Annotated in this window: 14 protein-coding genes; 10 read left to right on the plus strand and 4 right to left on the minus strand. The window is 65.9% G+C overall.

Features of this window, described 5'->3' with window-relative positions; all coding sequences use genetic code 11:
- The first annotated feature begins 4 nt into the window (after positions 1-4).
- The 3 genes from ALII_RS0103415 to ALII_RS0103425 are packed head-to-tail and all read left to right on the plus strand — an operon-like array spanning position 5 to position 956.
- Positions 5-277: a hypothetical protein gene (locus ALII_RS0103415; protein ID WP_024585934.1), complete on the plus strand. Its 273-nt coding sequence runs from the start codon at positions 5-7 to the stop codon at positions 275-277.
- On the plus strand, positions 277-591 hold the full coding sequence (locus ALII_RS0103420; protein ID WP_024585935.1) for an antibiotic biosynthesis monooxygenase: 315 nt from the start codon (positions 277-279) through the stop codon (positions 589-591). The genes ALII_RS0103415 and ALII_RS0103420 overlap by 1 nt, the downstream gene beginning before the upstream one ends.
- 2 nt (positions 592-593) lie before the next feature.
- Positions 594-956, plus strand: coding sequence for a VOC family protein (locus ALII_RS0103425; RefSeq protein WP_024585936.1), 363 nt, complete (start codon positions 594-596; stop codon positions 954-956).
- Here ALII_RS0103425 and putA read toward each other — a convergent pair whose 3' ends face one another.
- Positions 957-4,556 carry a bifunctional proline dehydrogenase/L-glutamate gamma-semialdehyde dehydrogenase PutA gene (gene putA, locus ALII_RS0103430; RefSeq protein ID WP_024585937.1) on the minus strand — a complete coding sequence of 1,200 codons (3,600 nt, stop codon included), beginning with the start codon at positions 4,554-4,556 and terminating at the stop codon, positions 957-959. It lies immediately after the preceding gene.
- Positions 4,557-4,702: 146 nt separating this feature from the next.
- On the opposite strand from putA, the gene ALII_RS0103435 reads away from it, so the two are divergent.
- Entirely contained in the window at positions 4,703-5,152 is a 450-nt protein-coding gene (locus ALII_RS0103435; protein ID WP_024585938.1) for an Lrp/AsnC ligand binding domain-containing protein, read from the plus strand.
- Between the two features lie 100 nt (positions 5,153-5,252).
- Here the strand turns inward: ALII_RS0103435 and ALII_RS0103440 are convergent, their stop codons facing one another.
- A complete protein-coding gene (locus tag ALII_RS0103440) occupies positions 5,253-6,710 on the minus strand; it encodes an NAD-dependent succinate-semialdehyde dehydrogenase (RefSeq protein WP_024585939.1) in 1,458 nt (485 codons plus the stop codon).
- A 76-nt stretch (positions 6,711-6,786) separates the two neighbouring features.
- On the minus strand, positions 6,787-7,737 hold the full coding sequence (locus ALII_RS0103445) for an AEC family transporter (RefSeq protein WP_024585940.1): 951 nt from the start codon (positions 7,735-7,737) through the stop codon (positions 6,787-6,789).
- A gap of 126 nt (positions 7,738-7,863) precedes the next feature.
- On the opposite strand from ALII_RS0103445, the gene ALII_RS0103450 reads away from it, so the two are divergent.
- The 6 genes from ALII_RS0103450 to ALII_RS0103475 all read left to right on the plus strand — a co-directional run bounded on the left by ALII_RS0103450 (position 7,864) and on the right by ALII_RS0103475 (position 13,438).
- On the plus strand, positions 7,864-8,418 hold the full coding sequence (locus ALII_RS0103450; RefSeq protein WP_024585941.1) for a histidine phosphatase family protein: 555 nt from the start codon (positions 7,864-7,866) through the stop codon (positions 8,416-8,418).
- Between the two features lie 107 nt (positions 8,419-8,525).
- On the plus strand, positions 8,526-8,813 hold the full coding sequence (locus ALII_RS0103455) for an acyl carrier protein (protein ID WP_152529515.1): 288 nt from the start codon (positions 8,526-8,528) through the stop codon (positions 8,811-8,813).
- Positions 8,814-8,824: 11 nt separating this feature from the next.
- A complete protein-coding gene (locus ALII_RS0103460; RefSeq protein WP_024585943.1) occupies positions 8,825-10,012 on the plus strand; it encodes a beta-ketoacyl-ACP synthase in 1,188 nt (395 codons plus the stop codon).
- An 11-nt stretch (positions 10,013-10,023) separates the two neighbouring features.
- Complete coding sequence (locus ALII_RS0103465; RefSeq protein ID WP_024585944.1) at positions 10,024-11,292, plus strand: beta-ketoacyl-ACP synthase; 1,269 nt, start codon at positions 10,024-10,026, stop codon at positions 11,290-11,292.
- Positions 11,293-11,471: 179 nt separating this feature from the next.
- Positions 11,472-12,500 carry a zinc-binding dehydrogenase gene (locus tag ALII_RS0103470; RefSeq protein WP_024585945.1) on the plus strand — a complete coding sequence of 343 codons (1,029 nt, stop codon included), beginning with the start codon at positions 11,472-11,474 and terminating at the stop codon, positions 12,498-12,500.
- A complete protein-coding gene (locus tag ALII_RS0103475; RefSeq protein WP_051375756.1) occupies positions 12,497-13,438 on the plus strand; it encodes a lipid A biosynthesis lauroyl acyltransferase in 942 nt (313 codons plus the stop codon). The genes ALII_RS0103470 and ALII_RS0103475 overlap by 4 nt, the downstream gene beginning before the upstream one ends.
- Positions 13,439-13,563: 125 nt before the next feature.
- On the opposite strand, the gene ALII_RS0103480 is transcribed toward ALII_RS0103475, so the two are convergent.
- Entirely contained in the window at positions 13,564-14,496 is a 933-nt protein-coding gene (locus tag ALII_RS0103480) for a DmsC/YnfH family molybdoenzyme membrane anchor subunit (protein ID WP_024585947.1), read from the minus strand.
- Positions 14,497-14,563: the final 67 nt, after the last annotated feature.

The raw sequence follows: 14,563 nt of genomic DNA on the forward strand, positions 1-14,563 counted from the left end.
CGCGATGTCCCTTCTTGGCTTTCATGCCATGGCGGCAGCGCAAGGAGACGGGCTCCACCCGGAACTGCGTGCGCTGATGGAGCGTCGGCAGGCGCTGGAGAACGATGCGCGGATCGCCGATCTGGCGGGTTTGCGCGGCGACACCGTTCAGGCGGGGCCGAACCCGATGCCCGCGCCCGGCGCGTTCCGGCCAGGCAATGTCATCGACTTCAAATCCCGCGCGGCCGAAATCGCGGTCGACGCGGAACACGGAAACGCAGCGAAAGGAATTGCCTGATGTATATCGCCATGAACCGCTTCAAGGTGAAGAGCGGCTCGGAGACCGAGTTCGAGGATATCTGGAAGAACCGCGATTCGAAGCTTTCCGAGATGAAGGGCTTTCGCGAGTTTCACCTTCTGCGCGGGCCGGTGAACGAGGAGGAAGGCTATACGCTCTTCGCCTCACATACGGTGTGGGCGAGCCATGACGATTTCCTCGCCTGGACGAAATCGCAGAATTTTCGCGACGCACACAAGAATGCCGGCACGACCAAGCCGGCCTATATCGGTCACCCGCAGTTCGAGGGGTTTTCGATCGTCGAAGGCGCGTGAGGATGCTCGAGGAGACCGCTCGCGCGATCCCCGTCCTGCCGTCGCTGGACATCGAGCGCACGCGCCGCTTTTACGAGGAGCGGCTGGGGTTTACAGCGACGCATTACGCGGATGAGGACTATCTCATCGTCAGGCGCGGCGAGATCGAGCTGCACTTCTGGCGGACCGACGACGAGAAGCTTCCTCCGGTCTCCTCGGCCTATATTCGCGGGCGCGATGCGCTGGCACTGCGCGACGATTTTGTCGCGCGGGGCGCGGAGAAGGTGAGCCCGATCATGGCCCGCGACTGGGGCATGACCGAGTTCTACCTGTGGGACCCGGACGGCAACTTGCTGCGAATCGGGATGCCGACCGAGGAGAGCTGACTACTCGGCCGCTGCCAAGAGGCTCGCATTGCCGCCGGCGGCGGTGGTGTCGACGCAGACGGAGCGTTCGTGCGCGTAGGCGGCCGGGTAGATCGTCTCGGTGACGAGGGGCACGATCGGGCCGGATTTCTGCGCCAGCGTGCGCCGGATCGAACGGAGCGTCGCTTCATCGGCGGCGCTGGCGACGAGGTCGGCATCGAGATCAATGAGATCGAGCGGTGCGACGTGGCCGTCGAGCGCGGCGAGCGGGAGGCCTTTGCCCGTCAGCGGCTTCACGATCGCGTTGGCGCGCGGGGCGACGGCGAGGACGGCGTTGCCCGCGGCGAGCGCCTGCACGACCTGTGCGAGAAGCGCGTCTTCCGAAGGACCAAGGCAGAGGACGCGGCCGCGCGGACCGAGCGATAGCGCATTGCCCTCGCCTGTCGGTCCAGGCAGGTCGACCGGGCCGTATTCGAGCGACGCCGCAGCCGAAATCGCATCGGAAGCCTTTCCGCGCAGATGCTTGCGCAGGACGGCGATGCGGTCGAGACGGGTTGACCAGTCTCCCTTTCGGGAGTCGCGCATGTGGTCGCGAAGCGTGGTCAGCGCGAGTTCGGTGCCCGGCTCGGCGGCATCGGCGCGGGACACGGCTTTGCGGAAACGGCGCAGATAGTGCGGGCCACCGGCCTTGGGGCCAGTGCCGGACAGGCCCTCGCCGCCAAAGGGCTGCGAGCCGACGACCGCGCCGATCTGGTTTCGATTGACGTAGATGTTGCCGGCGTGGATTCGGTCGATGACGTGCTGGACGCGTGCGTCGATGCGGGTGTGGAGCCCGAAGGTCAGGCCGTAACCCGTTCTGTTTATGGCGGAAATGACGTTGTCGATCTCGTCGGCCTCGAAGGTCGCGACATGGAGGACAGGACCGAAGATTTCGCGCCCCAGTTCCTCGATGCCCTTCACGCGGAAGATGTGCGGGGCGACGAAGCGGCCGTTTGACGGGGCGTCGAGCCTTGCGGTCAGGCGGCCCTCGCCTTCGAGCTTGCGGCAATAATCGACGATGCCCCGCTGCGCCTCGACGTCGATGACGGGGCCGATGTCAGTCGCCATCGACCAGGGATCGCCGATGCGCATGGCGGCGAGCGCGCCCTTGAGCATCGCCAGCATGTGCGGCTCGACGTCCTTCTGGACGTAAAGCATGCGGAGCGCCGAGCAGCGCTGGCCGGCGGACTGGAAGGCGGAGGCGACGATGTCGCGCACGGCCTGTTCGGCAAGCGCGGTGGAATCGACGATCATGGCGTTGAGGCCGCCGGTTTCGGCGATGAGCATGGCGTCGGGCGCGGCGGTTTCGGTCAACTGGCGCTCGATCAGCCGCGCGACCTCGGTGGACCCGGTGAAGCAGACGCCGGCGATGCGCGGATCGGCCGTGAGCGGCGCGCCGACATTCGGCCCGTCCCCGATGACGAGTTGCAGCACGTCGGCGGGGATGCCGGCTTCGTGAAGGAGTTCGACGGCGCGGGCGGCGATGAGCGGGGTCTGCTCGGCGGGCTTGGCGACGACCGCATTGCCGGTGACGAGCGCGGCGGCGATTTGGCCGGTGAAGATCGCCAGCGGGAAGTTCCACGGCGAGATGCAGGCGATGACGCCGCGCGCGGCGCCGGCCTTTTCCGCCTCGCCCGCCTTTGCCGCGTAGTAGCGCAGGAAATCGACGGCCTCGCGCACTTCGGCGATGCCGTCCGGCACGGATTTGCCGGCTTCGCGGGTGGCGAGGGCGAAGAACTCGACGGCGTGCTCCTCGTAGAGATCGGCGGCGCGGCGGAGCATGTCGGCGCGGTCGCTGACGGGCGTTGCCGCCCATGCGGGCGCGGCAGCCGAGGCCCGGTCGATGGCGGCGGTGACGAATGCGGCGTCGGCCTCGCCGATTTCACCGACGATTTCGGCGGGATTGGCGGGGTTTACGATTTCGCGCATCGGGCCGTTGCCGCCTGCCTTCCAGCGGTGCGGCCCGGCGAATTTCGCGCGTTCGGCCTCAATGGCGGTTTCGGTCTCGGGGTCGGTGATGTCGAAGCCCTTGGCGTTGACCCGGCCGGCGCCGAAGATCTCGGATGGGTTGGGGAGCGCGGGATTGCGCGCAGCGCCCTGCTGCGCGACGACGTCGAACGGATCGCGGGCGATCTCCTCGGGGCGCACGCTCTCGTCGACGATCTGATGGACGAAGGACGAGTTCGCGCCGTTTTCGAGCAGGCGGCGGACGAGATAGGCGAGAAGGTCGGAATGAGCGCCGACCGGCGCATAGATGCGGCAGCGCGTGCCCTCGGCCTTGCGCACGGCCTCATGCAGTGCGTCGCCCATGCCGTGCAGGCGCTGGAACTCGAAGGCGTCGCGATCGGTGGCCATTTCGAGGATGGCGGCGACGGTGTGGGCATTGTGGGTGGCGAATTGGGGGTAGATGCGGTCCGTCATGCCGAGGAGCTTGCCCGCGCAGGCGATGTAGGAGACGTCCGTGTTCGGCTTGCGGGTGAAGACGGGGTAGCCGGCAAGGCCCATGACCTGCGCGCGCTTGATCTCCGTGTCCCAATAGGCGCCCTTGACGAGGCGAACCATGATCCTGCGGTCGAGCCTGGTCGCCAGATCGTGCAGCCAGTCGAGCACCGGCGCGGCACGCAGGCCGTAGGCCTGGACGACCACGCCGAACCCGTCCCAGCCTTCGAGGCGCGGATCGGCGAGCACCGCCTCGATCACATCGAGCGAAAGGTCGAGGCGGTCGGCCTCCTCGGCGTCGATGTTGAGGCCCATTCGGGCGTCCTTGGCGGCCAGCGCCAGCGACAGGAGGCGTTCCGTCATCACGGGCAGCATGGTCGCGCGTTGCGGGCGCTCGTAGCGCGGGTGGAGGGCGGAGAGCTTGACGGAAATGCCGGGGTTCTTGCGGATGTCGTCGGAGCGGGCCTCCTTCGCCAGAGCCCGGATCGCGTCGGCGTAGGCCTTCAAATAGCGCAGCGCGTCCTCTTCGGTGCGGGCCGCCTCGCCCAGCATGTCGTAGGAATAGAGGTTGCCCTTGCGGATTTCGCCGGCGCCGCGCTTCACCGCCTCGGCGATGTTGCGGCCGAGGACGAAATTCTCGCCCATCTCGCGCATAGCGGCGGCGACCGCGCGGCGGATGACGGGTTCGCCGACGCGGCGGACCATGCCGCGCAGCGTGCGCTCGATGCCGCCCTCGCCTTCGTCCAGCACCTTGCCGGTCAGCATCAGCGCCCAGGTCGAGGCGTTGACGAAGATGGAGCCGGAACCGCCGGAATGGGCCGACCAGTCATGCGGGGCGATCTTGTCGCGGATCAGTTCGTCGATCGTGTCGGCATCGGGGACGCGCAGCAGCGCTTCGGCAAGGCACATCAGCGCCACGCCTTCGCTGGTCGAGAGGCCGTATTCGGCGAGGAAGACTTCCATCAGTTTCGGCTCGGCATGGCCGCGGACCTGGCGGATGAGGCCGACTGCGCGGGTGGAGATGCGCGCGCGTTCTTCGGGCGAGAGATCGGCCTGGCGGACGAGGTTCTGAAGCACTTCGCCTTCATCGGCGAGCGTGTTGCGGCGGATGGCGGCGCGCGGGTCGCGGGGGGCGTCGAGCATGGGTGAGCCTCGGAAAGCAGGATGGCCTTGGATGACGCGAGAATAGCATGGCGCAGAATCGCGGCATGGCCAAACGGAGGCGCTTTGCAGGACGAATGGACTGATGATATGGCCTATCGACAACCATTCAGACTGGATAAACGGCAGTGGCGGACCATATCGATCGGATCGACCTGAACATCATCGCCGCGCTTTCCAAGGATGCGCGGTTGTCGATGGCGGAACTGGCTGGCCAGGTGGGGCTGTCGAAGACGCCGGTCGCCGCACGCGTGAAGCGGCTGGAGGCGGATGGCTATATTCGGGGCTATTCGGCGATCGTCGACCGCGAGCGGCTCGGCGAAGGGCATATAGCGTTCGTGCAGGTGAAGCTTTCGGATACGCGGTCAGCGGCGCTCGGCGAATTCAACAAGGCGGTGATGACGATCCGCGAGATCGAGCAATGCCACATGATGGCGTCGAGCTTCGACTATCTCTTGAAGGTGCGGACGCGGGATATCGTTTCGTATCGGCGGGTGTTGGGCGAGCGGATTTCGGCGTTGCCGCATGTGGCGCAGACGTCGACTTTCGTGGCGATGGAGACGGTGAAGGATCGGTGAGAGTTGGGTGGACGCTTGTGCTCTGCGGCCACCCCCCTCTGCCCTGCCGGGCATCTCCCCCTCAAGGGGGGAGATCAGTCACTTCATCGCCGCGGCCTTGCTACAGTCCCAGGCCGCCGATGCAGACATACTTCGTGTCGAGATAATCCTCGATGCCCTGATGGCCGCCTTCACGGCCGAGGCCGGATTCCTTGACGCCGCCGAAGGGGGCTTCGGGGGTGGTGATGATGCCTTCATTGACGCCGACCATGCCGTATTTCAGGCCTTCCATGACACGGAAGGCGCGGCCGAGGTCGCCGGTGTAGAAGTAGCAGGCGAGGCCGAATTCGGTGTCGTTGGCCAACTCGACCGCTTCTTCCTCCTTCTCGAAGCGGAAGACCGGGGCGACGGGGCCGAAGATTTCGTCCTTCATGAACTTCATGTCGGGCGTGGCGTCGGCGATGACCGTCGGCTCGAAGAAGGAGCCGCCGAGCTTGTGGCGGTTGCCGCCGGCGACAACCTTGCCGCCCTTGGCCTTGGCGTCGGCGACGAATTCCTCGACCTTTTCGACGGCCTTTTCGTCGATGAGCGGGCCCTGCTGGACGCCTTCCTCGAGGCCGGGGCCGACCTTCAGCTTGCTAGACGCCTTGGCGAGCTTGTCGACGAAGGCGTCATAGACGCCGGACTGGACGAAGAAGCGGTTGGTGCAGACGCAGGTCTGGCCGGAATTGCGATATTTCGCGGCGATGGCGCCTTCGACGGCGCGGTCGATGTCGGCATCGTCGAAGACCAGGAACGGCGCGTTGCCGCCGAGCTCCATCGACACCTTCTTCACCGTCGAGGCCGACTGCTGGATCAGGATCTTGCCGACTTCGGTCGAGCCGGTGAAGGTGATCTTCTTGACCAGCGGATTGGTGGAAAGCTCCTTGCCGATCTCGCTCGCGCCGCCGGTGACGACGTTGACGACGCCCTTCGGGATGCCGACTTCCTCACACAGGGCACCCCATGCAAGGCCCGAATAGGGCGTCTGGGTGGCCGGCTTGATGACCGAGGTGCAGCCGGCGGCAATCGCCGGACCGATCTTTCGCGACAGCATCGAGGACGGGAAGTTCCACGGCGTGATGGCAGCGATGACGCCCACCGGTTCCTTCGTCACCAGGATGCGGCGGTCGGCCCAGGGCGAAGGAATGACGTCGCCATAGGTGCGGCGCGCTTCCTCGGCGAACCAGAGGATATAGGCGGCCGATGCGCCGACCTCGCCTTTCGATTCGGTCAGCGACTTACCCTGCTCCATGGTCAGGAGTTCGGCGAGCACGTCCTGATTGTCCATGATCGCGTCGTGCAGCTTGCGCAGCATCTTGGAACGTTCGAGTGCGCTGGTCTTGCGGAAGGTTTTGAACGCCTCATGGGCGGCCTCGATGGCGCGGCGGGTCTCGGCGGCGCCGGATTTGGGGATGACGCCGATCTTCTGACCGTTGGCCGGATTGGTGACGTCGATCGTCTGGCCCGAATCGGCCTGCACCCACTCGCCGCCGATCAGATTGGCCTCGCGGAGAAAATGACTGGTCTTCTTGAGCATGATGCCCTCCCTCATTCGTTCAAATTGGATTGCGTGGTTGAAGATGTAAGACAGCCGGCCGGCAGGACCAAGACATTCAGCCAAAAAGGCGTTGAGCCACGGCGAGCCAAAGGAAGCTCGATGCGGCGGCGACGAGCGTCGAGATCGTCATGACGTTGGATGCGAGCGCCTGGCCGGTGCCGAAGCGCGTCGCGATCAGATAGGGATTGACGCCGGCCGGCAGCGCGGCGGCGGTGACGACGACCATGGCTGCGAGCGGCGGCAGGCCGATGACGAGCACGGCGCCCAGAGCCACCACCGGCATGACGAAAAGCTTGACCGCCGAAAGCGCGAGCCCGGCTGTCACATTGCCGGAAATGCCCATGCGCCGCAGCGACAGGCCCATCGCGAACAGCGCGAGCGGCCCGGCCGCATTGGCGAGCGCATCGACGAAGCGCATTCCGAGCGACGGCATCTCGAAGCCGGTCAGCCGCCATATCAGCGCGGCCAGAATGCCGACGATCAGCGGGTTGGAGATGAGCTTCTTCAGGAAATCCAGGATGGCGGCGAGGATGCCGGCGCTTTCCGACGAGCCGCGATTGGCCCATTCGAAGAGCGCGATCGACGTCGCCATCATGGTCGGCAGGTGGACCGCGACGATGAGCGAGAGAACCTCCAGGCCGGGCCTGCCGAAGACGCCCTGCACCAGGGGAAGACCGAGAAGAACCAGATTCGAGAACGCCGCCGATACGCCGCCGACGACGCCGGCGCGACCGTCGCGCCCGAAGACCTTCTGCGTGATGAACTGACCGCACGCCCAGGCGAAGGCGACCGCGATGAAGTAGGAGGCCCACAGAGACAGCGGCGCGGCGCCCTCGAAATCCGCCTCGATGAGCGTTCGAAAGAGCAGCATCGGAACGGCGATCGCGACGGCGAAGGCGGTCAGCGCATCACCGATCGAGGTCTTCAGGAGGCCCGTCCAGCCCGACACGTAGCCGAGCGCGACAAGTCCGAAGACGAAGAAGATTGTCTCGGTCAAAGGCGACATGATCGGGCAGTATCGCGGCCGGAACCGCGCCGCAATGGGCCAGCCGCGTCAAAAGGCGGCGGGGGCATGGTTTCGCTTCGGACCGATCGGCCTATATGAGTCGTCATGAAACCAATGGGAGACGCAATGATCCGGGCGCTCATCATCATCGCGGCGCTGGCGATGGCCCTGCCGGCACATGCGACCGAGGCAGGCTGGGCGCTCCTGCGGAACGGCGGCCAGGTCGTGCTCCTCAACCATGCCAATGCACCCGGCTCGGGTGAACCGGCTGCATTCGACATCGAGGTCTGCCGCACGCAGCGCAACCTTTCCGAACAGGGCCGCCAGCAGGCAAGGCGAATCGGCGCGCTGTTCGCGGCGCGCGCGGCGCCGGTGCAGGAGGTTCTGGCAAGCCGCTATTGCCGGACGAAGGAAACCGCCGAACTCGCCTTCGGCGCATCGCTGGTCGAAACCGTCGACTGGCTCGACCCGGTCGAGCCCGACACGCCCGAGGCCGAGGAACGCGCGCAGATCTTGCGCGAGACCATTGCCGACTATACCGGCTCGGGCATTCTGGTGCTGGTGACGCATGGCGATTTCATCCAGGCCGTGCTGGGCGCCCGTTCGCGCGAGGGCGAGGCGATCGTCGTCAACATGGGCGAAAACGGGCTTCACGCGGCGGCGCGGATCGTCTTCAACTAGAACGGGGAACTTCGGGCAGTGGCGCAAAATGCCCAGCGCCCTTTTCCTGCCGCCAAAAAGCGATTAGAGAGCGCGCGAACCACCTTTTTCAACCTCGCATCGAGGGACTGCCCGTGACATCCACTTTCGACAAGGTTGCCGACATCATCGCCGAGACGAGCGAGATCGATCGCGAGACCATCACGCCGAAGAGCCACACGATCGACGACCTCGGCATCGATTCGCTCGACTTCCTCGACATCGTCTTCGCGATCGACAAGGAATTCGGCATCAAGATCCCGCTCGAGAAGTGGACGCAGGAAGTCAACGAGGGCAAGGCCACGACGGAAGAGTATTTCGTCATGGAAAACCTCTGCGCCAAGATCGACCAGCTCGTCGCCGCCAAGGCGGCCTGAGGCCGATCCGCATGAGCGCCAGCGACGTCGTCATCACCGGCATCGGCCTCGTCTCCTGCCTCGGCGAAGGGGCGGATACGCACTGGTCTGTCCTGTCGTCCGGCAGCGCCAAGCCGGTCTATGACGCCGAGCGCTTCGCGCCCTACACGATCCACCCGCTGCCGCAGATGGACTGGAGCCAGCAGATCCCCAAGCGCGGGGACCAGCGGCAGATGGAGACCTGGCAGCGGCTCGGCACCTATACGGCCGGGCTTGCGCTGGCCGATGCGGGCATCAAGGACGACGAGGCGCTTTGCGCGTCGATGGACATGGTGGTCGCGGCCGGCGGCGGCGAACGCGACGTCGCGGTGGACGAGATCATTCTCGATGCCTCGCGCTCGCGCAACGACCACGAACTCCTGCTCAACGAGAAGCTGACGACCGAGTTGCGGCCGACGCTCTTTCTCGCCCAGCTTTCCAACCTTCTCGCCGGCAACATCTCCATCGTCCACAAGGTCACCGGCTCCTCGCGCACCTTCATGGGCGAAGAAGGCGCGGGCGTATCGGCGATCGAGACGGCGGCGGCGCGCATACGTTCCGGCCAGTCGACGCATGTGCTGGTCGGCGGCGCGTTCCAGACCGAACATCCCGACATGCTTCTCGGCTACGAGCTTGGCGGATATCTCCACCGCAAGCGCTGGAAGTCCGTGTGGCAGCGCGGCGCGAATGATGGCGGCGGCGTCATCACCGGCTCGGGCGGGGCGTTTCTCGTGCTCGAATCGCGCGAGCATGCCGAGGCCCGCGGCCACAAGGCCTATGCGCGGATCGACGCGGTGGCGTCCGGTCGCGCGCGGCGCAAGGACAATCATCTGGCTTCGGCGGTCGCGGGTCTCCTGCGCTCGCTGCCCGATTTCGCTGCGACGGAACTCGTGATTTCCGGCGCCTCGGGTGCGCATGCGCCGACCGGCGCCGAACGCCAGGCGTTGCGGGAAAACGGCAGCCACGCGGTGCGCGCCTTCTCGACGCTGACCGGCCACATGAAGGAAGCGCAGTTCCCGTTCGCCATCGCACTTGCGGCGCTGGCGCTTTCGAAGGAAGCCGCCTACCCGCCCTTCGACCCGGAGAACGAGGCCCCAGCCCGCGTCGCGCCTGCCAAGGCCGTCGCGACGGCGATCGGCTACAACCGCTTCGAAGGCGCGGCCGTCCTGGCGCGGGCTTGAGGGAGATCGCCGTGAAGACCACCGATCATCTTGGACGCCCCATCGTCGCCGTGACCGGCATCGGCGTCGTCACCTCGCTCGGCCAGGGGCTCGACGCAAACTGGGCCGCGCTGACCTCCGGCCAGTCCGGCATCCACCCGATCACGCGCTTTCCGACCGATCATCTGGCGACGACGATCTCGGGCACGGTCGACTTCCTGGCATCGAGCAAGGAAGGCGCTTCTGCGCTGACGCAGGAACTTGCCGACATTTCCGCCGACGAGGCGGTCGGCATGTCGGGCATCGCGCGCGGGAGCTTCGACGGGCCTCTCTTCCTCGCCTCGCCGCCGGTCGAGCTCGGCTGGCAGGACCGGCTGTCGCTCTATGCCTCGTCGAACGAAGATGAGGGCTACCAGCGCCTGCTGAAGGTCGCGCGCGAGAAGCTGACGGCGGAGATCTTCGACGAGGCGCAGTTCGCGACCATCGCGGACCGGCTCGCCGACAAATACGGCACGCGCGGCCTGCCGATCACGCTGTCGACCGCCTGCGCTTCGGGCGCGACGGCGATCCAGCTCGGCGTCGAGGCGATCCGGCGCGGCGAATGCGAGCGGGCGCTGGCGATCGGCGCTGACGGTTCGGCGACCGCGGAGGCGCTGATCCGCTTCTCGCTGCTCTCCGCGCTCTCGACCGCAAACGAGGCGCCGACCAAGGCGTCGAAGCCGTTTTCGAAGGATCGCGACGGGTTCGTGCTCGCGGAAGGCTCGGCGGCGCTGGTGCTCGAATCTCTCGAAAGCGCGACGCGGCGCGGCGCCAAGGTGCTCGGCATATTGCGCGGCTGCGGCGAGAAGGCGGACGATTTCCACCGCACCCGCTCCAAGCCCGACGGTTCGCCCGCCATTGGCGCAATCCGCGCGGCGCTGGAGGATGCCGGGCTCGGCGACGACGGCATTTCCTACGTCAACGCGCATGGCACCTCGACGCCCGAAAACGACAAGATGGAGCATCTGTCACTTGCGACCGTCTTCGGCGACAATCTGAGGCGGATGGCCGTCTCGTCGAACAAGTCGATGATCGGCCACACGCTCTCGGCCGCCGGCGCGATCGAGGCCGCGTTTTCGCTGATGACGATGCGCGAAGGCGTGCTGCCGCCGACCATCAATTACGACAATCCGGACCCGGCCATCGACCTCGACGTGGTGCCGAATACCAAGCGCTCGGCGGACGTGAAGACGGTGTTGTCGAACTCGTTCGGGTTCGGCGGGCAGAATACCTGTCTTGTCATGGCGCGCGAAGCGTTCTAGGGCATGTCGGCATCTGGCCTGAGCGACCTGCAAACGGCGGCTTTCTGCGCTTCCGGTGCTCATGTACCCAAAAGTACACTCCGCTCCGGTTCTCGAAATCCACCGTTTTCGGCTCGCCCAGACCAGCTCCGACACGCCCTAGCCTTAGACCGTCGAGAAATTCGCATACGGGATAGAACATGCGCGCATTGCAACTGATCGAGGATCGCCGCCTCGAAACCGTCGAAATCGCGGAGCCCGGAGCGCCCGGCCAGGGCGAGGTGACGCTGCGCATCCGCGCGGTGGCGTTGAACCACATCGACGTGTGGGGCTGGCGGGGCATGGCGTTCGCCAAGCGGAAGATGCCGCTGACCGTTGGCGCGGAAGCCTCGGGCGAGGTCGTCAAGGTCGGGCCGGGCGTTTCCAGTCTTCGCGAGGGGCAGCTCGTCTCGATCTATGGCGCGCGCACCTGCGGGCTCTGCAACGCCTGCCGCGAGAAGTGCGACAATCTGTGCGAGAACGTCTCGGGCGTTCACGGCTTCCATCTCGACGGCTTCGCGCAGGAATACATGAACCTGCCGGCGCGGCTGCTCGTCCCCGCCCCGCCCGGCGTGACCGAAATCGGCGCGGCAGTGGCGCCGGTCACCTTCGGCACGGTCGAGCACATGCTGTTCGACAATGCCAAGCTGCAGCCGGGCGAGACAATCCTGATCCATGCCGGCGGGTCGGGGATCGGTTCGGCGGCGATCCAGCTTGCCAAGCGCATGGGCTGCACGATCCTCACCACGGTCGGGTCGGACGCCAAGATCGAGCCGGCCAAGGCGCTCGGCGCCGATCACGTCATCAACTACCGCACCGACCGCTTCGAGGGCGCGGTGCGCAAGATCACCAAGAAGAAGGGCGTCGACGTCGTCTTCGAGCATGTCGGGGCCGACACGTGGGCGGGCTCGATGCTCTGCCTGAAGCGCGGCGGACGGCTCGTGACGTGCGGTTCCACTTCGGGCGTCTCGACCTCGATGAATTTGATGCAGCTCTTTCAGCAGCAGCTCAAGATTTTCGGCTCGTTCGGCTGCCGGATGGAGAACATGGCCGATGCGATGCAGAAGATGGCGGGCGGGCTGGTCTCGCCCGTGATCGACACCGAGGTCGATTTCGACGGAATCGGCCGCGCGCTGGAGCGCATGGAAGGCCGCGACGTCTTCGGCAAGATCATTCTGCGCGTGTCATGAAGGGCGACAGACTGCCGGCATTCCTGCGGCCGCTGGTCTACAAATCGGCCGGCGCGCTCAAGCAGGCCGAATACTGGACGACGGCGCGGCTGGCGATGGCGGTGCTGTGGGGCCTGCGCAAGCTGCCGGCCGACAAGGCGCTCGACTTCGCCGACAGGACGGCACGCAGGCTGGGGCCGAAGTTCGGCCGGCACCGTGTGGCGGTCAACAATCTCAAGCGCGCTTACCCCGAAAAATCCAAAGCCGAAATCCAGGCTATCGCGTCGGACATGTGGGGCAACATGGCCCGGCTGGCGGCGGAATACATCTTCCTCGACCAGATTTTCGACCATGAGCCCGGCAAGGCGCCGCAGCGCGTCGAGGTGATCGGCGAGGAGATTTTCCTGCGCATCCGCGATGAAAAGCGTCCGCACATCATCTTCACTGCGCATTCGGGCAATTTCGAGCTGCTGCCGGTTGCGGCGATGGCCTACGACCTGCCGGTGACCGCCCTCTTCCGCGCGCCGAACAACCCCTACATGGCCGAATATGTCTTCAAGACGCGGCGCGACACGATGGGCGAATTGCTCGCCTCGCGCGCCGGCGCCGCCTTCGCGCTTGCGCGCGTTCTGGACCGGGGCGGCAATATCGGCGTGCTGGTCGATCAGAAGTTCCACAAGGGCCAGAAGACGACCTTCTTCGGCCGCGAGTGCCGGACCAACCCGCTGGTGCCGAAGCTGGCGCGGCAGTTCGAATGCGACGTCTATCCCGCGCGCTCTATCCGCCTGCCGGGCAACAAGTTCCGGCTGGAGTTGCAGGACAAGATCGAATTCCCGCGCAATGCGTCGGGCGCCATCGACATCCATGCGAGTTGCCAGATGATGAATGACATCGTCGAAGGCTGGGTGCGCGAGCATCCGGGGCAGTGGATGTGGTTTCACAAGCGCTGGTCGGACTGATATTCACGCCTCGATGTGCCGAAAACGGCGTCTTCCTGCGCTTCCGGTGCTCATGTACCCAAATGTACATTCCGCTCCGGTTCTCGAAAGCCACCGTTTTCGGCACATCGAGCCGCGAATCTGCCTCAGCGGCCGTAATAGTTCATGACCGCGTGGCGCGCTTCGGCGAAGAACAGCCAGCGCTCGACGAAGACACCTGCATAGTGGGACAGGACGGCAAGCAGGGCGGCGAGGAACGCCGTCAGGCCCGGCCCCATGGTGCTTGCGGCGAATACGGCAATGACCAGAAGAGCGGACGGGACGAGCCCCCCGAGCAGGATCGCTATGCCGAAGAGCTTGTCAGCATGCTTGCGGGCGACCTTGAAGCCCATCTCGCGGGTCAAATAATTGTCGTTGATGTGGGGACGCTCGAAGAGCCTGACGCGGCCGATGGCGCCGAGGCCGGTCGCGGTTTCGGGCGTCGAGAGAGGGGCGAGCGCCTTGCCGTCGGCGCGCCAGCGGCGTTTGACGAGCCAGGCTGCGATGGTGGACAGGATTGCGAGGATGGCGAGGAGCCATGGCCGGGCAGCGCCGGTTACCGCGAGGAGCGTACCGACCGTGGCGCCGCTTGCGAGCGAGAAGAGTAGATAGGTTACCGGTGTCAGGGGCTGGGACCAGAGCTGCACGGTCTTCAGCGAGCCGTAGATCATCGCGGTGCAGTAGACCGTGACGAGGCTCAGGACGGCCGCCAAGAGGCCGGGAATGACGAGGTGGCGGTCGTGGAAGATCGCGGCGTAGGCGCAGATGGTCAGCGGGATGAAGGTCAGGATCGCCAGAACGCCCTCGCGTGACAGCCAGCTTGTCTTCCATTGGCTGAGCGCGCGCCAGGCACGTTGGGGATTGCCGAGGTGAAGGGTGGAGGAGATGAGTCCGCCGGCGATGAGAGCCAAGGCTAAGAGGTAGCCGATCTTGGTCGCGAGGGCGGTGGGGTCGAAGAGGCCGAGGCCGAGCAGGGCTGCGAGGCCGTAGCCCATGCCGGACAGGGTGGTGAAGACGATGATGGAGAGGGCGGGGTGCATTAGGGGCGCCCCTTGAGGTGTTTGCGCGAGGCACCCCCCTCTGGCCTGCCGGCCATCTCCCCCTCAA

The organism is Aliihoeflea sp. 2WW, assembly GCF_000497755.1.
Taxonomy (GTDB): Bacteria; Pseudomonadota; Alphaproteobacteria; order Rhizobiales; family Rhizobiaceae; genus Aliihoeflea.

Bases quoted from the DNA above. Each gene is read 5' to 3' on its own strand.
- ALII_RS0103475 (WP_051375756.1), top strand. From the start codon at position 12,497: ATGAAGGGCGACAGACTGCCGGCATTCCTGCGGCCGCTGGTCTACAAA.
- putA (WP_024585937.1), bottom strand. From the start codon at position 4,556: ATGCTCGACGCCCCCCGCGACCCGCGCGCCGCCATCCGCCGCAACACG.
- ALII_RS0103470 (WP_024585945.1), top strand. From the start codon at position 11,472: ATGCGCGCATTGCAACTGATCGAGGATCGCCGCCTCGAAACCGTCGAA.
- ALII_RS0103415 (WP_024585934.1), top strand. From the start codon at position 5: ATGTCCCTTCTTGGCTTTCATGCCATGGCGGCAGCGCAAGGAGACGGG.
- ALII_RS0103425 (WP_024585936.1), top strand. From the start codon at position 594: ATGCTCGAGGAGACCGCTCGCGCGATCCCCGTCCTGCCGTCGCTGGAC.
- ALII_RS0103450 (WP_024585941.1), top strand. From the start codon at position 7,864: ATGATCCGGGCGCTCATCATCATCGCGGCGCTGGCGATGGCCCTGCCG.
- ALII_RS0103480 (WP_024585947.1), bottom strand. From the start codon at position 14,496: ATGCACCCCGCCCTCTCCATCATCGTCTTCACCACCCTGTCCGGCATG.
- ALII_RS0103420 (WP_024585935.1), top strand. From the start codon at position 277: ATGTATATCGCCATGAACCGCTTCAAGGTGAAGAGCGGCTCGGAGACC.
- ALII_RS0103460 (WP_024585943.1), top strand. From the start codon at position 8,825: ATGAGCGCCAGCGACGTCGTCATCACCGGCATCGGCCTCGTCTCCTGC.
- ALII_RS0103445 (WP_024585940.1), bottom strand. From the start codon at position 7,737: ATGTCGCCTTTGACCGAGACAATCTTCTTCGTCTTCGGACTTGTCGCG.
- ALII_RS0103440 (WP_024585939.1), bottom strand. From the start codon at position 6,710: ATGCTCAAGAAGACCAGTCATTTTCTCCGCGAGGCCAATCTGATCGGC.